The organism is Aquitalea denitrificans, from assembly GCF_009856625.1.
In the GTDB taxonomy this organism is placed as follows: domain Bacteria; phylum Pseudomonadota; class Gammaproteobacteria; order Burkholderiales; family Chromobacteriaceae; genus Aquitalea; species Aquitalea denitrificans.
In genome coordinates, this window is sequence record NZ_CP047241.1 from 2,797,399 (window position 1) to 2,819,947 (window position 22,549).

Genomic DNA, 22,549 nt, shown 5'->3' on the forward strand with positions numbered 1-22,549 from the left:
TGCCATGACAGCTGATCCTCACTGACAGCAGGCCCTGCACCAACAATGCCGCCAGCCCTGGCCGCACAGCCGGTTTCAGTTAGCTTGCGCGATCAAGTGATTGCGATCATCTATCAATCTTATTTGAATGTCTATTAAACAAACTGTCAATGCCAAAGTAATTTCATTCGGCATATCGCTCTTTGGGTATAGCCTTCTTTGCCAGTGCTGACCGGCTGATTTGCAGATACTGCCGCTGGCAATAAAAAAGCTGCCAACGGCAGCTTTGCGTTCATGGATATGTCCATCGCCGACGCACGTCAGCCCAGTTCAGGCCTGCACCTCCTCGCCGTCCTGCTGCTCCTGCTGCAACCGCCACATCTCGGCATAGCGACCACCTTGCTCCAGCAACGCACGGTGAGTACCACGCTCCAGCACGTGGCCGGCATCCATCACGATGATCTGGTCGGCATCCACAATGGTGGACAGCCGATGCGCAATGATCAGTGTGGTCCGGTTGGCCGAGATGCTTGCCAACTCGTGCTGAATCGCCTTTTCCGTGCGGGAATCCAGTGCACTGGTTGCTTCATCGAAAACCAGGATGGGCGGATTTTTCAGTACGGTACGGGCAATCGCCACCCGCTGCTTTTCACCGCCAGACAATTTCAGACCACGCTCCCCCACCTGGGTGTCATAGCCATCGGGCAGACTCATCACAAAGTCATGGATGTGTGCAGAACGGGCAGCCTCCATGACTTCGTCCCGGCTGGCTCCTGGGCGTCCATACGCAATGTTGTAGTAGATGCTGTCATTGAACAGCACCGTATCCTGCGGCACGATGCCGATGTGCGCGCGCAGGCTGTCCTGGGTAAGCTGGCGGATGTCGCGGCCATTGATGCTGATGCTGCCACGGGACACATCGTAAAAGCGGAACAACAAGCGCGACAGGGTTGATTTGCCGGCCCCGCTGGCACCAACCACTGCCAAAGAGCTACCCGCAGCAATCTCGAAATCCAGCCCGTGCAGAATGGTGCGTTTGTCATCATAGGCAAATTCGACATCAGTAAAGCGGATTCCGGCCTGCCGGGTATCCAGTGCCACAGCACCGGCGGCGTCGTCCACTTCCTGGTGGGTGGAAAGCAGACCGAACATGCGCTCGATATCAGCCAGCGAATGCTTGATTTCGCGATAGATAAAACCAAGGAAATTCAGCGGGGTATAAAGCTGGGTGATGAAGGTGGCCACCAGCACCACATCACCCACCGTCATTTTGTGCTGCACCACGCTGTTGGCTGCCAGCACCATGATAAGGGTGACACCGCTGGCAATGATGACACCCTGGCCGGCGTTAAGCATGGACAGGGACACCTGGTTCTTGATGGCAGAAGCCTCCCAGGCCGCCAGGTTGCGGTCATAGCGGGCGGCCTCGTACTGCTCATTATTGAAGTACTTCACGGTTTCGTAATTGATCAGCGCATCGATAGCCTTGGCATTGGCGCGCGAGTCCAGATCATTCATGCTGCGACGGAATACCGTACGCCATTCGGTCACCACCAGGGTGAACACGATATAGATGGCAATGGTGCCCAGCGTGACCGCAGCAAACACCCAGGCATAGCGACTGAACAAAATGACCGACACCATGCCGATTTCCAGTAGTGTCGGCAGAATGTTGAACACCATGAAATTCAGCAGAAAGCCTATGCCCTTGGTCCCGCGCTCGATATCCCGGCTCATGCCGCCGGTCTGGCGGTCCAGATGAAAACGCAGCGACAGGCGGAGCAGATGCTGGAACACGCCGCGCGCCACGCTGCGTACCGCCCCCTGAATGACACGGGCAAACACAGCATCGCGCAATTCGCCCAGCACGCTAGATGTCAGCCGGGCCACACCATACCCCACCAGCGCCATCACTGGCACGGCCAGGAGTGTGGCCGGAACAGACAGGCGGTCGACAATATCCTTGAGATAAAGTGGTACGGTAACCGCAGCCACCTTGGCCAGAATCATGCAGCTCAGGGCCAGCAGCACCCTGCCCTTGAACGCCCACAGATACGGCAGCAGCGTTCTGAGGGTTTGCAGGTCGTTACGGTTTGCGGGCGCGGGGCCGCTATGGGTAAAACGCATGAAGACTACCTGTCGGGTGGCCAGCCGCAGCCAGCACAAGATTGGGCACACCCCGCATACCGTACCGGAACTGGCGGGGTGAGAGCGTGGCAGTGCCGGGTTGGCACCACTTAATGCAATACGCGCGGTGCAACCAGCGTCATTTCCGGGATGGCGACATCAAAACGCTTGCCGTCATCCGCCAGCATCTGGTAACTGCCCCGCATCGAGCCATAAGGTGTTTTCAGATGAGTAGCGCTGCTGTATTCGAAAGTCTGGCCGGGCTCCAGCCGCGGCTGCTCACCCACCACGCCCATGCCGCGCACTTCCTGCTCCTGATTGTTGGCATCGGCAATGATCCAGTGACGGCTGATCAGTTGGGCGGCTTCGTTACCGGTATTGGTCAGACGAATGCGATAACCGAATACATAAACGTCGGTCGCCACATTGGATTGTTCGGCGATGTAGTGTGGTTCGGCTTCTACTTCAATCTGGTAGATTTTGTCTGCCATGCTGTTTTCCTTGTGCTGGTGTGCTGCATTTTATCGCGCTCGGTCGTGCTGGCGCGGTAGAATAAGCGCCTATTTTATGACTCCATCCGTGTTTGCAAGGTAGACCATGCGCGACTTCCGTATTGCCCCCAGCCTCCTATCCGCCGATTTTGCCTGTCTGGGCCAGGAGGTGCGCGACGTCATCGCCGCCGGAGCCGACATCATTCACTTTGATGTCATGGACAACCATTATGTCCCTAATCTGACCGTAGGCCCCCTGGTATGTGAAGCCATCCGCCCGCATACGCAAGCCCCCATCGACGTACACCTGATGGTCAAGCCGGTGGACAGCCTGGTGCCGATGTTTGCCAAGGCCGGTGCCGATATCATCACCTTCCATCCGGAAGCCTCCGAACATATCGACCGTACCCTTGGCCTGATCAAGGAATCCGGCTGCAAGGCTGGCCTGGTATTCAACCCGGCTACCCCGCTGTCCTATCTGGATCACGTGATGGACAAGATCGACATGGTGCTGATCATGTCGGTGAATCCGGGTTTTGGCGGCCAGTCCTTCATTCCGCATGCGCTGGAGAAAGTGCGCGCCGCGCGCCAGCGCATCGATGAGTATACCGCCAAGCATGGCGGAGAAATCTGGCTGGAAGTGGATGGCGGCGTAAAAGTGGACAATATCGCCGCCGTAGCTGCCGCAGGTGCCGATACCTTCGTCGCCGGTTCGGCCATTTATGGTCAGCCCGACTATCAGGCCGTGATTGCCGCCATGCGCACCGAACTGGCCAAGGTAGCCTGATGCGGGCCGCCATTGTTACCGGCGCATCGCGCGGCCTGGGTCTTGCGCTGTGCGCCGAACTACTGCAACGCGGTTTCGTGGTGATCGGCCTGGCACGACAGCACAGCGATGCCTTGCAGCAACTGGCGGCACAGCATGCAGGCCATCTGCACTTCCTGCAGGCAGACATGGCAGACAGCGCAACCCTGCAAGGCCTGATGGATGAGTCGCTGCAACTGCTTCCCCTGCACGACGTGCGGCAATTGCTGCTGATCAACAATGCCGGTGTCGTCACGCCGATTGCTACCGCCGGCTTCTACCCGGCAGCCGAACTGAGCCAGGCCATTGCCATCAACCTGACGGCCCCCATGCTGCTGACCGATGCCCTACTGCGCCTTGACGACGAACCGGATTGCGAGCTGCGTATCGCCTGCATTTCCTCTGGCGCAGCCATCAAGGCATATCCGGGCTGGGGTGTTTACGGCAGCAGCAAGGCCGGGCTGGACCACTTCTGCCGGCATGTCGCCCAAGAGCAATTGGCCCGTGCAAATCCGGCCCGCATCGCAGCCATCTACCCCGGTGTTGTCGATACCGACATGCAAGCCAGCATCCGCAGCAGCGATCCTCAACAATTCCCCAACCGCGAACGCTTTGATGCCCTCAAGCGTGAGGGCGGACTCAGCAGCCCGCCACAGGCCGCCCGCAAGATTGCCGATCATCTGCTCAGTGCAGAATTCGGCATGGAAACCGTCATCGACATCCGGCAACTGCCGGACACCGCACAACACTGAATACTGCCTGTCCCATGAATCTGAAACATATCAAAGCCGTTGCCTTCGACCTGGATGGCACCCTGGTTGACTCCATTCCCGACCTCGCCGCCGCTGCCAATGCCATGCGCCAGCATCTGGGCCTGCCAGCCCTGGAAAACATGCGCATCCAGGAACATGTTGGCGACGGCATTGCCAGCCTGGTGCACCGCGCCATCACCGACGAACGCCACGGTCAGGCCGATGCCGCTGTCTGGGAACAGGGCTTCAACTTTTTTGTTCGCTACTATCATGCGCATCTCACCGACAACACCAGCGTCTATCCGGGCGTGCGTGATGGCCTGGGCCTGCTGCGCGCCTTGCAGCTACCAGTGGCAGTGGTGACCAACAAATCGGAATACCTGGCCGTACCCCTGCTGGAACAACTTGATTTGCGTGAAGCCTTCAGCCTGGTAATCGGTGGTGACACCCTGGCCGAGAAAAAACCTTCCGCCCTGCCCTTACAGCATGTTTGCGATGTGCTGGGCATACAGACCAGCGAACTGGCGATGGTTGGCGATTCGGAAAACGACATCCTGTCCGCCCGTGCTGCAGGTGCCGTGGCCATCGCGGTCAATTACGGCTATGCCGATGCCAGCCAGCTACAGGCGGATCTGGCAATCGACAACCTTGCCGAACTGTACGATTTGATGAAAAAATAAGGCCCACAACTTCATTCCATATGGATCAACCCTGCATCATGACTTTCCTGCCCGCACCGGCCAGTTGGCGATGGCAACGCTAAGCCACATTCTGTCCAACCCTTTCGCTTTCAATCCGGTTTCAAGGTAGCGCACTCATGACGCATGAAGAATTCAACCAGCTGGCTGCGGCTGGCTACAACCGCATCCCGGTCACGCTGGAACTGTTTGCCGATCTCGACACACCGCTGTCGGTCTATCTCAAACTGGCCAACCAGCCCTACTCCTATCTGCTGGAATCGGTAGTCGGGGGTGAACGTTTTGGCCGTTACTCCTTCATTGGGCTGCCGGCCACCACACGCCTGCGTGTCAACGCACACAAAGTGCAGGTGGAGTATGGCGACAAGGTAATCGAACAGTACGAAGGCGATCCGCTGGCCTTTATCGAAACCTTCCAGCAACGCTTCTGCGCCCCCCCGGTAGCCGGACTGCCCCGCTTTACTGGTGGCCTGGTGGGCTACTTCGGCTATGACACCATCCGCTACGTGGAAAAGCGCCTGGCCAACACCCGCAAGCCCGACCCTATCGGCACGCCCGACATTCTGCTGATGGTGTCCGAAGAGCTGGCCGTGGTAGACAATCTGTCCGGCAAGCTCTACCTGATCGTGTATGCCGACCCAGCCGTGCCGAATGCGCTGGCCAAGGCAGAAAGCCGGTTGGGCCAGTTGCGGGCACGACTGCGTGAGCCGATGGAGATTCCACTATCGCTGCCGTCGCAAATCAGCAAGGCCGTCTCCGAATACGGCCAGGAAGAGTTCAAGCAGGCCGTCCAGCAATGCAAGCGCTACATCGTCGATGGCGACATCATGCAAGTGGTGCTAGCCCAGCGCATGCAAATGCCCTATAGCGACTCACCACTTTCGCTGTACCGCGCACTGCGCAGCCTGAACCCGTCACCGTATATGTTCTTCTACCATTTTGACGACTTCCACGTCGTGGGCTCCTCGCCGGAAATCCTGGTGCGCCGCGAACAGGAAACCGTTACCGTACGCCCGATTGCCGGCACCCGCGTGCGCGGCAAGAGCCGTGAGGAAGACGAAGCCCTGGCGGAAGAACTGCTTGCTGATCCCAAGGAAATTGCCGAACACGTCATGCTGATGGACCTTGGCCGCAATGACATCGGTCGGGTTGCCAACACCGGCAGCGTCAATATTACCGACAATATGGTAATCGAGCGTTACTCCCACGTGATGCACATCGTCTCCAGCGTAGAAGGCCACGTAAAGCCGGATGTTTCCAACATCGACATTCTCAAGGCCACCTTCCCCGCCGGTACGCTGTCTGGCGCACCCAAGGTGCGCGCCATGGAAATCATTGACGAGTTCGAACCCACCAAGCGTGGCGTTTACGGTGGTGCTGTCGGCTATCTCGGTTTCAATGGCGACATGGACCTGGCCATCGCCATTCGCACTGCCGTCATCAAGAACGACATGCTCTACGTGCAATCCGGTGCCGGCATCGTGGCCGACTCGGTGCCCGAATCCGAATGGCAGGAAACGCAAAACAAGGCGCGCGCGGTCGTGCGGGCGGCAGAGCTGGCCCAGGCCGGACTGGATGCCTGATACTCCGTCAGCAAAAACCCCGCTCAGGCGGGGTTTTCTGCTTTTCGGGCAGTACGCAGGTCTCGTTGCCTGGCGTCCTGCTTCATCAGGAACAGCACCAGGAAAATCATGGGCAAGGAGGCAAACGGCCACCCCACCAGACGATGGATCAGGATATTGATGCCGGAAATCCAGGAGTCTCGCATCAGCATTATCCAGCAGACCGTCGACATCAGTGCTGCAATGAGTTTATTTACGCATACCAACAGGATATCGCTGGTGTCGTAGTCCCCCTCCTCCACATCAAACTGGCTACCGGAAAACAGGCCGACCGCAAAATAGATGACGGAATCAAACATGACGTAGGTAATCAGGAGTCCACTGCGCCCTATCTGGAAAAACCAGGCTGCCATCAACAACAGCTGAACAAGCAGCACCGGCCAGCCCATGCTCCAGCCCAGCAGCACACCGGCCAGGAAAACAAAATCCCCGCCAAGGTAAAAGCCGAGATTCAGGTAAAGATACATACCCGCCATCACCATCCACGACAACAGCAGCATCAGCAGGATGAGACAAAACGGATAGTACAAATCAGTGGCGACAAAAGCTGAGAAACCGGCTCCCCGCTGACGGGTAGAGAATGATCTCAACAGGATATTTCTCAGCAGAAACAGAATTACAAAATGCGCCAGGATATAGGGCATGCATTTCAACATGTAATTCAGATGGAATTGCACCATCACGAAAAGATCATTCAGGTTATACATCGTGCGCCTCCCGGTAAAAATCATCAGTCACCGCTGCCTCCTGTAATAAAATTCCGCGCAGACCCCGATAGCACTGCCGGGCAGCATATGCAGACAGGATCAGCCGGGTTGCCGGCAAACAAGCGGTGCTCACCGCAAGACAACCCTATCAATCTAGCAAGCGGCCAGTAGCCGGATAATCAGATTTTTCCGGGATTCAATGGAACATAATGAGGGCTTTCAGGACCCGGACAGCCACCTCGCAAGCGCATGCAGGTATAATCAGCTGGTCGCTCCCCCACCCACGACTGTCACCCTGCCGCCTGCAACAGGCCGGGGCAGAGCATGGCCGACTTCAAGAGAATCTGTTTACATGACCCGTTTGTTCAGTACCATTCGAACCCTGACCCTGGCCCTGACTGTTGCAAGCAGCCTGCCCGCACTGGCAGGTAACAACGACGACCTCATCGCTGCGCGTGACGCCTACCGCAGCAACAATCTGAGCAAGCTGGCAGCCATTGCCGGCAGCATGCCCGCCAACTATGCGCTGCGTGACTACCCGTCCTACTGGCTGACCCTGAAAGCACTGGACAAGGACAACGACAGCCAGGTCATCGGCTTTCTCAACAGCGTGCGTGAAGGCTGGATGCCGGAGAAAATTCGCAACGAATGGCTGAAGAAGCTGGGCAAGCGCGAAGACTGGGGCAGTTTTACCGCCGAATGGAAAAAGCTGCCAGTAGAAGCGAGGGATGAGGAATCCATCTGCTATGGTCAGTTGCTGGATGTTCGCCAGGGCCGTAAACCGGATGACCTCAACCGCTTTCTGGAAATGCGTGCCACACCGGACGGCTGTAATCAGCTGATTACGGCAGCAGCAGCCCAGGGCTTGCTGACTCAGGACTGGCTGTGGCGCAGAGAGCGCCTGCTGCTGGCCGGAAATTACGTCTCACAGGCTCGCCAACTAGCTGATGCCACCAACCTGCCACTAGACAATGCCGCCCTGAATAATCCAGCCATGGCAAGCGCGAGCAGCTCTGGTGGTCAAGAAGCGATTGTCTACGGTATTGTCAGCAAGGCAAAAAATGACATCAGCGGCGCAGCCAGCCGCCTGAGCACTGTGGAAGAATCGCTCAGCAAGGAGCGCAGCGGTTTTGCCTGGGGCCAGCTGGCCCTGCTGTCGGCCCGCAAGCAATCGATGTCCCAGTCGCTGCAATGGTATACAAAGTCCGACCCTCAGCAGCTGACAGGTGAACAGTGGGAATGGTGGGCCCGTGCCGCACTGCGTGTCGAGCAATGGGCGCTGCTGGAACAAGTCACCCGCAACATGCCAGCGGCAGTCGCCAGCAAGCCTGCCTGGCAATACTGGCGTGCCCGCAGCCTGAAGCAGCTGGGCCGGGGCAATGAAGCACCTGCCCTGTTTGCCCGCGCCAGCGTCGGCCACCACTACTACGCCCTGCTGTCGCTGGAAGAGCTGGGCAATGCCCTGTCCACGCCGGCCAGCAAGACAGGCCCAACCGCAGCAGACATCAGTGCCATGCGTGGCAATCCGGCTATCCAGCGCGCCTTGATGCTACTCGACATCAGCAATAGCGAAGGCCGGGGCGAACTGCGCAGCGATGCGCAGCGCGAATGGCGCTGGGCCATGCGTGGCCGCAATGACATGGAGCTGCTGGCCGCCGCCGAAATAGGCCGTCGTGAAGCCTTCTACGACATGGCCATCTACAGCGCCGAGCGCACCAAGGAAGACCATGATTATTCACTGCGCTATCTGACCCCCTACCGGGATGTCACCCAGCGCTACGCCCGCCAGTTGAATGTGGACGATGCCTGGGTCTATGGCCTGATCCGTCAGGAAAGCCGCTTCATTACTGCGGCCCGCTCCGGTGTTGGAGCCTCCGGACTGATGCAGCTGATGCCGGCCACCGCCAAGTGGGTGGCCAAGAAAATGGGCCTGGGCAGTTATTCCGTCACCGATATCGAAACCAATGTCCAGCTGGGCACCTGGTATCTGCGCTATGTACGCGACAGCCTGTCCGGCAATGAGGTCATGGCAACCGCCGCCTACAACGCAGGCCCTGGCCGCGCCCGTGCCTGGCAGGATAGCCGCCCGCTGGATGGCACCATTTATGCCGAGACCATTCCATTTAGCGAAACGCGCGACTATGTTCAGAAAGTCATGGCCAATGCTGCCTACTATGCCAGCACCTTTGGACACGACAATATTTCACTGAAAACCCGCATGGGCACCATTCCGGCTCGTTAGACCGCTTGGCAGGACAGGAGAAAGCAATGCATGACCAACGCATTTGTCTGATTGGTGGCAGTGGCTTCATCGGTAGCTATATCGCCGAGCACCTGGCAAAACAGGAAGCCTCGCTCACCATTGCCACCCGCAACCGCGACCGTCACAAGGCATCGCTTATCGTACTGCCCAAGACCGAGCTGGTTTCCACCAATGTCCATCACCCGCTGGCACTGCAGGAGCTGCTGGCCGGACATGATGCTGTGGTCAGCATGGTCGGTATTCTGCATGGTGCCCGCAAGGACTTCGAGCGGGCGCATGTGGAGCTGCTGGACAAGATCATCAACAGTTGCCGCAAGCAGGGCATCCGCCGTCTCGTGCACATCAGCGCGCTGGGAGCGGACCCGCACGGCCCCAGCGACTACCAGCAGACCAAGGGCATCGCCGAACAGCACTTGCGCGACAGCGGACTGGACTGGACCATCCTGCGCCCGTCGGTGGTGTTTGGGCGCGGCGACAGTTTTCTTACCCTGTTTGCCGGCTTGCTGGACAAACTGCCGCTGCTGCCGCTGGCCGGCGCTCACACCCGCTTTGCCCCGATATGGGCGGATGATCTGGCCCGTGCAGTCGTCGCCTGCCTGGGCCAGCCCCACACCGTTGGGCAAAGCCTGGACCTGACCGGACCACGCAGCTACAGCCTGGCCGAACTGGTGACTTATGTGGGGCGCCTGCGCGGCACAAAGCGCCCCATCGTCCCCCTGCCCTCCGGGCTGGCCATGTTGCAAGCCGGGCTGATGGAGTTATTGCCAGGGCACACGCTGATGAGCCGTGACAATGTGCGCTCGCTGAGCGTGGACAATGTCAGCCCGCACCCCTTCCCCAGCCAGCTGCTGGGCTTTGCACCCACACCGCTGGAAGTGGTGGCACCTCAATATCTGGGCCGGGATGAAGTCAATCTCATCCTGGCCGATTACCGCAGGGACGCAGCACGCTGATGCAGATTTACATTGTTGGTGGTGCCGTGCGTGACCGCTTGCTGGGCCTGCCGGTGAAAGACAGGGACTGGGTGGTGGTGGGAGCCAGCGTGCAGAGCATGCTGCAGCAGGGTTTCAAGCCGGTAGGCAAGGACTTTCCGGTTTTCCTGCATCCGCGCAGCCACGAAGAATACGCCCTGGCCCGTACCGAGCGCAAAACCGGCAAGGGCTATCACGGCTTTGCCTTTCATGCTGACGAAAGTGTGACGCTGGAACAGGACCTGGCCCGTCGTGATCTCACCATCAATGCCATTGCCCAGGATGATCAAGGCCGCCTGATCGACCCCTACAACGGCCAGCAAGACCTGCGCGCTGGCGTATTGCGCCATGTCAGCCCGTCCTTTGCCGAGGATCCTGTACGCATTCTGCGGCTGGCCCGCTTTGCTGCACGCTTCGGCTTCAGCGTTGCCCCCGAAACCATGCAGCTGATGCGCGACATGGTGGCTGCCGGCGAAGTTGACGCACTGGTGGCCGAACGCGTATGGCAGGAAATGGCCAAGGCACTGATGGAAGACAAGCCATCGCGTTTCTTTCTGGTACTACGCGAATGCACTGCCTTGCAGCGCATCCTGCCGGAGATCGACGCCCTGTTCGGCGTGCCGCAACGTGCCGACTATCACCCGGAAATCGACACCGGCGATCATGTGATGCGCGTCATCGACATGGCAGCCAGCATGCAACAGCCGTTACCAGTCCGCTTTGCCGCACTCACCCACGATCTGGGCAAGGCACTGACACCAGCAGCTGTGCTGCCGCGCCATATCGGCCATGAAGCCCGCGGCGAAAAACCATTGCTGGCACTGTGCAAACGCTTGCGGGTGCCGGCAGAATGCCGCGATCTGGCACGCATCACCGTGCTTAACCATACCAAGATCCACGGTACCGCCCAGATGAAACCGGCCACCATCCTGCGCCTGTTCCGCGACTGTGATGCGCTACGTCGCCCGGAGCGCTTTCGCCAGATGCTGTCAGCCGTTCTGGCCGATGCGCGTGGCCGGCTGCATTTTGAAGACTGTGCCTACCCGCAGGTGGCATGGATGGAGCAAATGCTGCAAGCAGCCATGCAGGTAGATGCCGGAGCCATTGCCAAAAGCTGCACCGACCCACGCCAGATCCCGGTTCAGGTAGATGTCGCTCGTACGGAAGCCATCCGCAACGTGCGTCAGCAGCTGCAAACACAGCAGGAATCATGATGCCAACGTGCTAGAATGCGCCGGCCCCACTCATGGAGAATCGTAATGAAAATCTGTCTGAGCCTGATTCTGCTGGCCCTGAGTACCAGCGCACTGGCCAACTCCGCCTGCGACAAACCGAAAAACGACTTTGACGGCCTGTACTGCCTGAACAAGGTATATAGCCAGGCAGACAAGGACCTGAACGAGAGCTATGGTGAACTGGCGAAAATGCTGGACGCCGATGGCAAGAAACTGCTTAAAAGCGGCCAGCTGGGCTGGATTCGTCAGCGCAATGCCGACTGCAGCTATAGCGACAACCGCGGCTTTTTTGTCAATCTGGACTGTGCCACCCGCACGACCATCGACCGCCTGCAGTTCATCAACGACCGCAAGCGCGAATGCAAAAGCGCTGGCTGCATGAACAGCAAGCTGCAATAAACCCGGCTTGCCACTACCCAGCTCACCTCAGGGTGGTGGCAGCTGGCCTGCTACCTGACAACGGGCGGCACCGGCGGCAATGGCACGCGCCAGCATTACCGTGACGGCGGGCCGTGCCAACCTTTGCTCTTCTGCCGCATTCACGATGACCCCGTGCTCAATCAGCACTGCGGGCTGGGTGGCGGTCTTCAGCACCACCAGATCGTCAAACCAGTAAATTCCCAGCGCAGCATCGGCCAGCGGGCGGTTTTCACCGGCAATCGGCTCGGCGTGATGCAGGGTGGGACGCTCACCGCTTTCCTGCAAGGACAAGGCAATCTGCCTGGCACAAGCCAGGCTGAGCTCAGCAAACGGATTTTTGCGGGAAACAAATAGTGAATAGCCATGGAAACGCCCTGCTTCCCCCAGATATTGCGGCTGTACCGAGTCATGGTGCACCGACAGCAAGAGCTGGCGGCCTTGTGCCAGTCGGGTGCGCTCGCTTAATTGCGTGATATTGCCCTCAACCCCGATCACGCTCACCTCCAGGCCACGCTCACGCAGCTGCTCTGCCAGCAGCAGGCCGGCACGGCGATTGAAACTGAACTCGGTCTGGCCGCTGGCGCTGCGCGCACCGGAGGCCTGCAGGGAATGACCGATATCCACCGCCACCGACTGTATCCCGGCTGCGCAAGCAGATAGCGCAAATACACCGGCCAGCCAGCCCAGTAGTAGCCGGCATCTCAGCATTGCGACTGCACCTCCAGCTGTCTCACCCGTTCGAACAGGCAGACAGTTGCCGCCATCGCCACGTTCAGCGATTCGGCATGCCCGGGCATGGGAATACGCACCCTGGCATCTGCCAAGGCCAGCAAACCCTGGCTAACACCCGCTCCTTCGTTACCGAATACCAGTGCTACCGGGCCGGTGAGATCCTGACTGTAAAGCGAGCTGCTGCCTTCCAGATAGGTCACCAGAGTGCGGCCAGCAAAAGCAGCCAATGCGGCTTGCAGATCCACCTGCTCGTGAATGTTCAGCACAAAATGAGCGCCCATGCCCGCACGCAGCACCTTGGGGGAGTAAACATCGACACAGCCCTTGGATAGCAATACATCGCGCACGCCGGAAGCAGCTGCACAACGCAGGATGGTGCCCAGATTGCCCGGGTCCTGGATGTCTTCCAGCACCACGCGTGCTGCATCCGGCGCGGGTGACGGTGGCTGGGGGCGTTCGCACAGTGCCAACAGCTCGGGTGGGGTAGCCAGAGCGCTTACCTTGGCCATGATGGCCTCTGGCAGCATGATGACGGTGACACCTGCCGGCAGCCTTGCCAGCAGGGCTTGCACTTCTGCCTGCTGGCTGGCTGCTTCATTCAGATACAGCCGGTGTGGCGGCTGCGCCGTTTCCAGACAGGCATCGGTCAGGTGAATCCCTTCCAGCACCATCAGGCCCTGCTTGCGCCGCTCGCGGCTGTTCTGCACCAGCCGTGCCAGTTGCTTGATTTCTTCGTTATGCGGTGAGCTTATGGTTTTAACGGTGTACAACATGCATCAATGGTGCGGCGTCAGCCTGGCCACCAGTTCCTTGAAACGGTGATAGCTCGTGTCGTCGATGGCCCGTCCGCTGCGGCCATTATCCACATAGAACACCCCGGCCAGACGATGGCCAAGATAAAGGCTCATGACAGCGAATTCGCTATCCCCGATATGTTCGAAAAAGTCATCCTCATACTTGCGTACCAGCTGATTGCGCACGGTTTCCGGTGCATGGAAGCTTTGTGCTTTGCTGGTGAGCAAGGCAAAGAAACTTCCCGGTTCCAGATCCAGCACCAGCTTGCGCAGTGCATGCCCCTCGGCCAGCCCTACCTGGTACTTCAGCCGCAGGCTATGACTGTCGTGGTCGTAGCGGTAGTACAGTACGCGCTCGTATTTCAAGTCATTGGACAGGTGGCGGATGGACTCGCGTATGCCTTGCTCCAGTTGATCCGGCGAAGCCAGACTTGCGGCCTTCTTCATTTCCGGTCGCTTGTATTCGCCTTCGATAAACAGGATGGCTCTGGCCGGATAGGTATAGGCGGGTGCACGCGGCTGGCGCGCTACCGTAAGGCAAGCCTGCACCACCCCCAGATACACCTGCTGCGGGGTAGCACCTATCAATTTCGCTGCCACATCCAGTCCGACATTCCACGGTGCCCGCCACCAGCCCTGCTCCAGCGAATTGGCAGTGGCCATGGCCAGTTTCAGCAACTGCTTGCGCTTGGATGGCGCACCGCTGCCAAGCAAGGTAAGCAAACCGCCAGGCAAGGGAATGGCGCGGACAAACTGCTCCAGCAACTTGGAATAATCCGTACCGAAGTGATCGGAAACCTCCTGCAGCAAGGGCTTTTCCGGCAGCTGGTTACGATAGATCAGGTAGAGACAGGCCGGCAGATTGTAGATCAGCGCAGCGACAAAGCAGTCCTCCACCTTGTGCTCACCCGTGATGGACAGCCACTCCTTGATGATCAGCGCCGCCACCCGGCTGCGACCCAGCCAGTCTTCAACGGCCTCCGCCACCTCGGCATCCAGTTTGTCCGGCAGCGGCTGCATGGCTGTTAGCTTGCCAAAACGGCCAACTACCGCTTCCAGTCCCATCAGCATCAATGTCTGCTCGACCGAAGGAATGGACTCGTTGCGCTGCAAGGCACGCGAACCGCCCACCACGCGTAGCAGGTCGAACAGAAGCAAGGGATCAGACAAGCAGAGATTGGCCAGATCAGTAAAGCTGATCAGGTCATTGTGACGCGCGCAGGCATCTCTCACCCCTTCCAGGGTGGCAGGGAGAATCGGCCAGCGTCGCTCGGAGATAGACTGAAACCAGTTAGCAAGATCCATGAGGGTGGCACCAGATCAGCAATTCTTTCTGCAGCGGACCGCCAAGCGGAATCCGGCTATCAGGTTGGACATCGGGAACCGTGAAGGTATTGCTTACCAGCACACTGGCCGGAGCGCCTTCGGTCAGAAACTTGTGCCAGACACGTGGCATGGGTGCCGGCGACAGAAAAGCGTAGACAGCATCATGCTGACCCCAGTGCTCGTGCCAGAAACTGCGACAGCCAAACCGCACCCCCGCCGGACGACCAGCAAAATACCAGCGCAAGCAGGCCAGCAAGCAGCTGCCCCAGGCATTTTCCAGGGCAAGTATGTGCAAATCCGGGCGCAGTGCCGCCAGTTGGATAGCCAGCCGTCCATCACCGCAACCCGCCTCCAGCACCCGGGCACCCTGCGGCAGATAAGCCGCCAGCCTGTCGGCTACCTCGCGTCCGGAACGATACAGCGGCACCCGTTCTGTCAGCGCATTTCGTCCCATAGCAACAGTCAGTAGCAGGCCGAATAAATACACCCATGCCGGCACAGCCAGTTGCTGCAACAGCACGACCGCCGGCACAAACAGGCCATGGGAAATTTTTTGCCAGCCTGGCAGGCGCCATACATAAGTCAGCAATACGGCAAACAAGCCCTGCAGAATAGCCCAGGCCTGTGGCTGCGCCGCTGGTGCAATAAAGAACCAGGCCAGCAGCGCCGCCAGTAGCTGGAGCAGCAGATGTCGCAGCAGGGTCCCGCGCATACCTGCTTATTCAGCCTTGGCCGCAGTGTTTTCAGCCGGGCCGATAGGGCCGATCGGCTCCTGGCTGAGTACCGGCTTCACACCATCATTCTGGATTGCCTCCTCGGCATCCTTGTTCAGCACCACGATGGTGATACGGCGGTTTTCCGGGCTGAATACATTGCTCTTGATCAGCGGGTTGGCCGCAGCTACGCCAACCACACGCATCACCTTGTCATCCTGCAGGCCGCCGGCCACCAGCTCGCGCCGGGCTGTATTGGCTCGATCAGCCGACAGCTCCCAGTTGCTGTAACCGTTCTGCCCGTTTCCAAAAGGCGATGCATCGGTATGACCGGAAATGCTGATACGGTTGGGCAACTGATTAAGCTGCTGCGCCAGCTGCTGCAACAGCACCCGAGTGTGCGGCAACATGCGCGAGCTGCCTGAGTCGAACATGGGGCGGTTCTGCTCGTCAACAATCTGGATTTTCAGGCCTTCCGGTGTCATTTCCAGCTTCATCTGGTTCTTGTAATCCTTCAGAACCTGGCTTTGCTCCACACTGGACTGGATCTTTTGCTGCAGCTTGTCCAGAGCCTGCTTTTCCATCACCTTGCGCTCTTGTTCCTTGCTGCTCTTGTTGACCTGCCCTGCCTTTTTGGTAAGGTCGTTACCACCGCCCTTCACTACCGAGGTGGCATCGCCGGCACCATCACCACCAGACATCGCCACCTTCAGCGGTGTCTTGAAATACTCGGCAATACCGTTCAGCGTGCCCTGCGAGGCAGAACCCAGCAGCCACATCAGCAAGAAGAAAGCCATCATCGCCGTCACGAAGTCGGCATAGGCAATCTTCCAGGCACCACCATGGTGGCCGTGCCCGCCTTTCTTGATGCGTTTGACAATAATGGGGCGTTGCGATTCGTCAGCCATGTTCCAACCCTGCCTCGCTTATTTCTTGGCCTGCTTGACGTGGTCTTCCAGTTCCTTGAAGGAAGGACGATCCGTCGAAGTCAGCACCTTGCGACCAAACTCCACCGCAACTTGCGGCGCATAGCCATTCAGACTGGCCAACAGGGTAACCTTGATGGTCTGGAAGACACGGGTGCCATCACCCAGCTTGTGTTCCAGAATGGTAGCCAGCGGGGCCACAAAACCATAGGCCAGCAAAATACCCAGGAAAGTACCCACCAGGGCGTGGGCAATCAGCATGCCCAGCTCGGACGGCGGCGCGCCCACCGACTCCATGGTGTGTACCACCCCCATCACCGCCGCCACGATACCGAAGGCAGGCAAGCCATCGGCCAGGCCTTTTACCGCGCTGATCGGCACTTCACCCTCATGGTGGTGGGTTTCGATTTCCACATCCATCAGGTTTTCAATTTCGAAGGCATTGAGATTGCCGCCCACCATCAGCCGCAGGTAGTCGCAGATGAACTCCACCACATGGTGATCGTGCAATACCGCCGGGTATTTGGAGAACACCGGACTGGACTCGGGGTTTTCCACATCGGCTTCCACCGACATCAAGCCTTCCTTGCGCACCTTGGACAGGATTTCAAACAACAAGGTGAACAGCTCCATGTAGAAGGCCTTGTTGTAGGGCGAGCCCTTGAATACCGTTGGCAAGGCCTTGATGGTGGCCTTCATCGGTGCGCCGCCATTGGCGACCACAAAGGCGCCAGCTGCCGCACCGGCAATCATGACCACTTCCAGCGGCTGCATCAGCGCCCCCAGATGGCCCCCTGCTGCGACAACCCCCCCCAGCACGCAGCCGAGGAGAAGAAGGTAGCCGATTCCGACAAACATTAGCTTGATCCTGTAATTGTGATTATCGCGACTCGATTGAACGTTACTGACATTCAGTCTCTGGCATCCCCGCCATGACCGTAACGGACATCAGGCATCAACGTCACATGCTTCCTTGCGGGCTCCGAACAAGCAGGAGCAACCCCCTGACAAGGCAATGACAGCCCGAATAATAGCATGGCATGCCGCCCTTGCAGCGGGCCCGCCTTTATCTTTTGTAGCTGCCAGGCCAGGCTGCAAGCAAGTCCGCCATTTGCCTGCCAGCATGAAAAACGGGCCACCCGCAGGGCAGCCCGTTCTACTTACAGCCATCAGCCCATCAAACCAGGCCGCGCTCTTTCAGTTGTTTCTCGAATTCCACCATGCACTTGGCCGCAGTTTCAAGCATCTGGTCGATTTCTTCCTTGCTGATCACCAGCGGCGGTGCGGACACAATATGGTCGCCGCAGGCACGCATGATCAGGTTGTTCTTGAAGAAGATATCGCGGCACATGGTGCCGATTTCGCCAAAGTTCGGGAACAGCTCACGGGTGGCTTTGTTCTTGACCAGGGTGAATGCCTGAATCAGGCCCACGCCACGCACATCGTCCACATGTTCAAACTGGCCGAACACTTCACGCCAGCGTTTTTGCATGTAGGGGCCGGTGTCGTTCTTCACGCGGTCGACAATGCCTTCGTCACGCAGGGCCTTGACGTTGGCGTGCGCCACGGCAGCAGCCACCGGGTGACCGGAGTAGGTAAAGCCGTGGTTGAAGTCACCGCCCTCGGCCAGCGTAGTTGCCACTTTTTCATTGACGAATACTGCGCCAATCGGCTGATAGCCGGAGGACAGGCCCTTGGCGGTGGTGAAGATGTCCGGCTTGAAGCCGAATACCTGCTGGCCGAACCATTCACCAGTGCGACCAAAACCGCAGATGACTTCATCGGCCACCAGCAGGATGTCGTACTTCTGGCAGATGCGCTGAATTTCCGGCCAGTAGGTGGACGGCGGCACAATCACGCCACCGGCGCCCTGAATCGGCTCGCCCACGAAGGCAGCCACCTTGTCGGCACCCACTTCCAGAATCTTGTCTTCCACCCACTTGGCGGCAGCCAGGCCGAACTCTTCCGGCGTCATGTCCTTGCCATGCTTGTACCACCACGGCTGTTCCACATGCACGATGCCCGGAATCGGCAGATCGCCCTGTTCGTGCATATAGGTCATGCCGCCCAGGCTGGCACCGCCGATGGTGGAACCGTGATAGCCGTTCCAGCGGCCAATCAGGGTCTTCTTGTCCTTCTTGCCTTTTACATCCCAGTAGCGACGCACCATGCGGATCATGGTATCGACGGATTCGGAGCCGGAGTTGGTGTAGAACACCTGCTTGAACCCTTCCGGAGCCACTTCTGCCAGCAGGTGGGACAGTTCCACCACCGCCGGATGCGTGGTTTTGAAGAAGGTATTGTAGTAAGCCAGCTGCTCCATCTGCTGCTTGGCGACTTCCGGCAGATCCTTGCGGCCATAACCGATATTGACACACCACAGGCCGGCCATGCCGTCGAGAATCTTGTTCCCTTCGGAGTCGTACAGATAAATGCCGTCTGCCTTGGTAATGACACGCGCACCCTGCTGGTTCAGCGAGTTGGTGTCAGTAAACGGATGCAGATGGTGTGCTGCATCCAGTTCGCGCCATTCGGTCGTAGTACGTTGGTTCTGCATAAAAGCTTCCTCTCTACTATCTCTCCAGCCCTCGGGGGGCTTATTGTTGGGCTGGCCGGAATCGGCCAGCCTCAGGCTGCAACATTGATGTTTCCAGACAAAACCCGGCCAAGCCGGATCTCAGGATCAAGATGCCTGCTGCGACTGCCTATTTCATTGTTGGCCGGCATCCCGGCCAACAGCTGCCAGCACGCTGGCAGCACTCACCTGAAGCTTCTTCTTATACGTGCAGCAGCAGGAACTTGCGCTCCCACGGGCTGATGACGCGGAAGTATTCGGAGAATTCCTTCTCCTTCATGCCCAGGTACATCTTCACAAAGTGCGGGCCCATGACTTCCGGAATATCCGGGCAGGCAGCCAGACGCTTGAGCGACTCTTCCGCACCGTGCGGGAACTGGAAAGGCAGCTCGTAGGCATCGGTGGACATCGGCTCGCGCGGCTTGATCTTGTTGACGATGCCCAGATAGCCACAAGCCAGGGTGGCCGCCATGGCGATGTACGGGTTCACGTCCACGCCGGGCACGCGGTTTTCCACGCGGCGGGCTGCCGGGGAAGAATGCGGCACGCGCAGACCGACGGTACGGTTGTCGTAGCCCCACTCCACATTGGTCGGCGCAGCGGTATAGGGGCTGAGGCGACGGAAGGAGTTCACGTACGGCGCAAAGAACGGCATTACTTCCGGAATGTAGTGCTGCATGCCGCCAATGAAGTGGAAGAAGATATCGGACGGGCTGCCATCTTCATTGGTGAACACGTTCTTGCCGGTGTTCTTGTCGATCAGGCTCTGGTGCATGTGCATGGCGGAGCCCGGCTCGTTTTCCATCGGCTTGGCCATGAAGGTGGCGTACATATTGTGGCGGAATGCCGCTTCGCGCACGGTACGCTTGAACAGGAATACCTGGTCGGCCAGATCCAGCGGATTACCATGCAGGAAGTTGATTTCCATCTGGGCGGTGCCGATTTCGTGAATCAGCGTGTCCACTTCCAGATTCTGCGCATGGCAGTAGTCGTAGATGTCTTCGAACAGCGGATCGAATTCGTTCACCGCATCAATCGAATAGGAGCGGCGGCCGAATTCGGCGCGACCGGTACGGCCGATCGGGGCGGACAGCGGAATGTCCGGATCCGGGTTCGGCGACATCAGGTAGAACTCCATTTCCGGTGCCAGCACCGGCTCGAAGCCCAGTTCGTCAAACAGGCCCAACACGCGCTTGAGCACGCTACGCGGTGCCACGTCCACCAGCGAGCCATCGGCGCGGTAGCAGTCGTAAATCAGCTGGGCGGTGGGGTCCGCAGCCCAGGGCACAAAACGCAGGGAGTTCGGATCGGGCGTCAGCACCATATCCGGGTCAGTCAGGTCCAGCATGCTGTCGTCCGGGTAGTCGCCGGTAACAGTCTGGATCAGTACCGCTTCCGGAAGACGCATTTCCGGGTCGGAGACGAATTTGTCCTTGGGAACAATCTTGCCGCGTGCCACGCCGGTCATGTCCGGTACGATGCACTCGACTTCCGTGATGCGATGTTCTCGCAGCCAATCATTGATTTGGTTCATGTTTTCCTCTACTTCCATAGTGGCCGGTAAACCGGCTCTGGATAACGTGCGTCTCAGCCCTGGCGGCTGGCACGACGCGCGCGGCAAGCGTCACCGAACGCGTTGAAAATGGCCATGGACACCGGGTTTTCCCAGTATTTCCATTCCGGATGCCACTGCGCGCCATAGGCAAAGCCCTTGGCATCCTTGACCCGGTAAGCCTCCACCAGCCCATCATCCGCCACGCCTTCCGCAATCAGGCGGTCGGCCAAACGTTTGATACCTTGCTGGTGCAGCGAGTTCACCCTGACTTCGTCCTGCCCCAGCCAGCTTTTGAGCAAGCTGTCCGGTTGCAGGTGCAGGGCATGAGCCAGACCATACATCTCATCCAGATTCTGAGTATCCGGCTCGCGATGATCGCTAAAGCCTGCTTCTTCCTGTACGTGCTGGAAGAGTTCGCCGCCCAGTGCAACATTGATTTCCTGGAAACCGCGGCAAATACCCAGAAGCGGGATGCCTTCTTGCAGAAGAAGGTCGATGAGCGGCAGCGTGGTTGCATCACGCGCCGGATCATGAAGTGTTCCCTGGCGGCTGGCAGCGCCGCCATAACGATGAGGCTCTACATTGGACAGCGAGCCAGGCAGCAGCACACCGTCCACAAACTTGAGATATTCGCGCAGCGGCGCAGCATCACCCAGCGACGGGATCAGCACCGGGATACCACCCACGCCACCTGCGGCAGCTGCAATGTATTTCTCGCCAACCGCGTGAAATGGCAGACCGCTTACCAGTTTCACATCACACGGAATGCCGATGATAGGTTGCTGCATAAGGACCTCGTTAACTCGATTGAGGAATTCGCTGCTGCGAACTCCGACAGTTGCAACTTCGCGGCATTCTGCACTGCCAATAAAGCAGGCTGCGACAGGACGGAAACAGCTCATGGCGTCATTCATACGACACATTGCACTTCCTGTTACCGCAGCTGACCAGCCAGACTTGAAACCATGTAAACGGTCGAGACAACTGATCAGATGAAAGTACGCCGTCGCTGTGCAGAATACCAGCACGAAACAGCATGCCACGGTTCTTGCAACAAGCCAAGGTTTGATCAAATATACTGTTGCGGATGTTTAAAAAAATCCACAGCACACTTGATTCCTGTGGTCGATTCTGGCTATAAACTCGAAAACTTGCAAAATAATTTGATTTTGCGACGCAACAACAGATGCGGGATACGATCAAAAACCCTATGATGGAACGTCTAAAATTATTAACATAGATGGAAACCGCCAGATGGATGTTGGAGCACGATTGAGAGTGGTCAGAGAGCGCGCCGGACTCTCGCAACGCGAACTTGCCAAACGGGCAGGCGTGACAAACGGCACGATCTCGCTGATCGAGCAGAATCGCGTCAGCCCATCGATCAGCTCCCTGAAGAAAGTGCTGGAGGGCATGCCCATGACCCTGGCCGATTTCTTCACTTTTGATGTAGAGCCGCAACAGCCGCGTGTGTTTTATCAGGCCAAGGAGCTGCCCAATCTGGGCAATGATCAAATCAAGCTGCTGCTGGTTGGCACTGCCCACGAACGCCGTGACATTGCCATTCTGAAAGAACATTACGAACCGGGTGCCGACACCGGTCCGGACATGCTGATGCACGAAGGCCAGGAAGGCGGCGTCATCATTGCCGGCTCGATAGAACTCACGGTCAACAATGAAACCCGTGTCCTGGGCCCGGGCGACTCTTACTATTTCGACAGCAAACTGCCGCACCGCTTCCGCAATACCGGCAAGCAAGTCTGTGAAATTGTCAGCGCCAGCTCGCCGCCCACATTCTGATTGACGGTTGCCAGCCACGAGCAACCGGGATCACCGCATATAACACCAGGAGAACACC

The 22,549-nt window shown here is 58.4% G+C and carries 22 protein-coding genes; 9 read left to right on the plus strand and 13 right to left on the minus strand.

Going from position 1 to position 22,549, the window contains the following annotated elements; all coding sequences use genetic code 11:
- Positions 1 to 146 precede the first annotated feature (146 nt).
- The 3 genes from GSR16_RS21345 to apaG form a co-directional block, all read right to left on the minus strand.
- A complete protein-coding gene (locus tag GSR16_RS21345) occupies positions 147 to 275 on the minus strand; it encodes a hypothetical protein (RefSeq protein ID WP_276608553.1) in 129 nt (42 codons plus the stop codon).
- A 34-nt stretch (positions 276 to 309) separates the two neighbouring features.
- Complete coding sequence (locus tag GSR16_RS12690) at positions 310 to 2,106, minus strand: ABCB family ABC transporter ATP-binding protein/permease (RefSeq protein WP_159877927.1); 1,797 nt, start codon at positions 2,104 to 2,106, stop codon at positions 310 to 312.
- Between the two features lie 110 nt (positions 2,107 to 2,216).
- Positions 2,217 to 2,597 carry a Co2+/Mg2+ efflux protein ApaG gene (apaG, locus tag GSR16_RS12695; protein WP_159877929.1) on the minus strand — a complete coding sequence of 127 codons (381 nt, stop codon included), beginning with the start codon at positions 2,595 to 2,597 and terminating at the stop codon, positions 2,217 to 2,219.
- Between the two features lie 106 nt (positions 2,598 to 2,703).
- Here apaG and rpe point away from each other — a divergent pair, with 106 nt between their 5' ends.
- The 4 genes from rpe to trpE all read left to right on the plus strand — a co-directional run bounded on the left by rpe (position 2,704) and on the right by trpE (position 6,435).
- Complete coding sequence (gene rpe / locus GSR16_RS12700) at positions 2,704 to 3,384, plus strand: ribulose-phosphate 3-epimerase (protein WP_159877931.1); 681 nt, start codon at positions 2,704 to 2,706, stop codon at positions 3,382 to 3,384.
- Entirely contained in the window at positions 3,384 to 4,154 is a 771-nt protein-coding gene (locus GSR16_RS12705) for an SDR family NAD(P)-dependent oxidoreductase (protein WP_240902482.1), read from the plus strand. The genes rpe and GSR16_RS12705 overlap by 1 nt, the downstream gene beginning before the upstream one ends.
- Positions 4,155 to 4,168: 14 nt before the next feature.
- Complete coding sequence (locus GSR16_RS12710) at positions 4,169 to 4,834, plus strand: phosphoglycolate phosphatase (RefSeq protein ID WP_159877933.1); 666 nt, start codon at positions 4,169 to 4,171, stop codon at positions 4,832 to 4,834.
- A 137-nt stretch (positions 4,835 to 4,971) separates the two neighbouring features.
- Entirely contained in the window at positions 4,972 to 6,435 is a 1,464-nt protein-coding gene (trpE, locus tag GSR16_RS12715; RefSeq protein WP_159877935.1) for an anthranilate synthase component I, read from the plus strand.
- A 23-nt stretch (positions 6,436 to 6,458) separates the two neighbouring features.
- On the opposite strand, the gene GSR16_RS12720 is transcribed toward trpE, so the two are convergent.
- Positions 6,459 to 7,181, minus strand: coding sequence for a hypothetical protein (locus GSR16_RS12720; protein ID WP_159877937.1), 723 nt, complete (start codon positions 7,179 to 7,181; stop codon positions 6,459 to 6,461).
- Between the two features lie 352 nt (positions 7,182 to 7,533).
- Here GSR16_RS12720 and GSR16_RS12725 point away from each other — a divergent pair, with 352 nt between their 5' ends.
- Genes GSR16_RS12725 through GSR16_RS12740 form a run of 4 tightly spaced genes read left to right on the plus strand, consistent with a single transcriptional unit; the run spans position 7,534 to position 12,049 of the window.
- On the plus strand, positions 7,534 to 9,423 hold the full coding sequence (locus GSR16_RS12725; RefSeq protein WP_159877939.1) for a lytic transglycosylase domain-containing protein: 1,890 nt from the start codon (positions 7,534 to 7,536) through the stop codon (positions 9,421 to 9,423).
- A gap of 26 nt (positions 9,424 to 9,449) precedes the next feature.
- The gene (locus GSR16_RS12730; protein ID WP_159877941.1) at positions 9,450 to 10,397 is read left to right on the plus strand and encodes a complex I NDUFA9 subunit family protein; all 948 of its coding nucleotides are present in this window, start codon (positions 9,450 to 9,452) and stop codon (positions 10,395 to 10,397) included.
- Positions 10,397 to 11,629 carry a multifunctional CCA addition/repair protein gene (locus tag GSR16_RS12735; RefSeq protein ID WP_159877942.1) on the plus strand — a complete coding sequence of 411 codons (1,233 nt, stop codon included), beginning with the start codon at positions 10,397 to 10,399 and terminating at the stop codon, positions 11,627 to 11,629. Before GSR16_RS12730 ends, GSR16_RS12735 begins: the two co-directional genes overlap by 1 nt.
- Positions 11,630 to 11,674: 45 nt before the next feature.
- The gene (locus tag GSR16_RS12740) at positions 11,675 to 12,049 is read left to right on the plus strand and encodes a lysozyme inhibitor LprI family protein (RefSeq protein WP_159877944.1); all 375 of its coding nucleotides are present in this window, start codon (positions 11,675 to 11,677) and stop codon (positions 12,047 to 12,049) included.
- A gap of 27 nt (positions 12,050 to 12,076) precedes the next feature.
- Here GSR16_RS12740 and GSR16_RS12745 read toward each other — a convergent pair whose 3' ends face one another.
- The 9 genes from GSR16_RS12745 to GSR16_RS12785 form a co-directional block, all read right to left on the minus strand.
- Positions 12,077 to 12,778, minus strand: a complete 702-nt coding sequence (locus GSR16_RS12745; protein ID WP_159877946.1) for an N-acetylmuramoyl-L-alanine amidase — start codon at positions 12,776 to 12,778, stop codon at positions 12,077 to 12,079.
- Positions 12,772 to 13,575: a TrmH family RNA methyltransferase gene (locus tag GSR16_RS12750; protein WP_159877948.1), complete on the minus strand. Its 804-nt coding sequence runs from the start codon at positions 13,573 to 13,575 to the stop codon at positions 12,772 to 12,774. The genes GSR16_RS12745 and GSR16_RS12750 overlap by 7 nt, the downstream gene beginning before the upstream one ends.
- Before the next feature lie 3 nt (positions 13,576 to 13,578).
- Positions 13,579 to 14,901 carry an HDOD domain-containing protein gene (locus GSR16_RS12755; RefSeq protein ID WP_159877950.1) on the minus strand — a complete coding sequence of 441 codons (1,323 nt, stop codon included), beginning with the start codon at positions 14,899 to 14,901 and terminating at the stop codon, positions 13,579 to 13,581.
- A complete protein-coding gene (locus GSR16_RS12760) occupies positions 14,888 to 15,634 on the minus strand; it encodes a class I SAM-dependent methyltransferase (protein ID WP_159877952.1) in 747 nt (248 codons plus the stop codon). Before GSR16_RS12760 ends, GSR16_RS12755 begins: the two co-directional genes overlap by 14 nt.
- 6 nt (positions 15,635 to 15,640) lie before the next feature.
- Positions 15,641 to 16,543: a flagellar motor protein MotB gene (gene motB, locus GSR16_RS12765; protein WP_159877954.1), complete on the minus strand. Its 903-nt coding sequence runs from the start codon at positions 16,541 to 16,543 to the stop codon at positions 15,641 to 15,643.
- Between the two features lie 18 nt (positions 16,544 to 16,561).
- Positions 16,562 to 17,419: a flagellar motor stator protein MotA gene (gene motA, locus GSR16_RS12770; protein WP_159877956.1), complete on the minus strand. Its 858-nt coding sequence runs from the start codon at positions 17,417 to 17,419 to the stop codon at positions 16,562 to 16,564.
- A gap of 319 nt (positions 17,420 to 17,738) precedes the next feature.
- A complete protein-coding gene (locus GSR16_RS12775; RefSeq protein ID WP_159877958.1) occupies positions 17,739 to 19,118 on the minus strand; it encodes an aspartate aminotransferase family protein in 1,380 nt (459 codons plus the stop codon).
- A 220-nt stretch (positions 19,119 to 19,338) separates the two neighbouring features.
- Positions 19,339 to 20,670 (minus strand): glutamine synthetase family protein, encoded by a 1,332-nt coding sequence (locus GSR16_RS12780; protein WP_159877960.1) that lies wholly within the window; start codon positions 20,668 to 20,670, stop codon positions 19,339 to 19,341.
- Positions 20,671 to 20,723: 53 nt separating this feature from the next.
- Complete coding sequence (locus GSR16_RS12785; RefSeq protein WP_159877962.1) at positions 20,724 to 21,479, minus strand: gamma-glutamyl-gamma-aminobutyrate hydrolase family protein; 756 nt, start codon at positions 21,477 to 21,479, stop codon at positions 20,724 to 20,726.
- A 484-nt stretch (positions 21,480 to 21,963) separates the two neighbouring features.
- Between GSR16_RS12785 and GSR16_RS12790 the strand changes: the two genes are divergently transcribed.
- The gene (locus GSR16_RS12790; protein ID WP_276608554.1) at positions 21,964 to 22,491 is read left to right on the plus strand and encodes a cupin domain-containing protein; all 528 of its coding nucleotides are present in this window, start codon (positions 21,964 to 21,966) and stop codon (positions 22,489 to 22,491) included.
- The last annotated feature ends 58 nt before the right edge of the window (positions 22,492 to 22,549 follow it).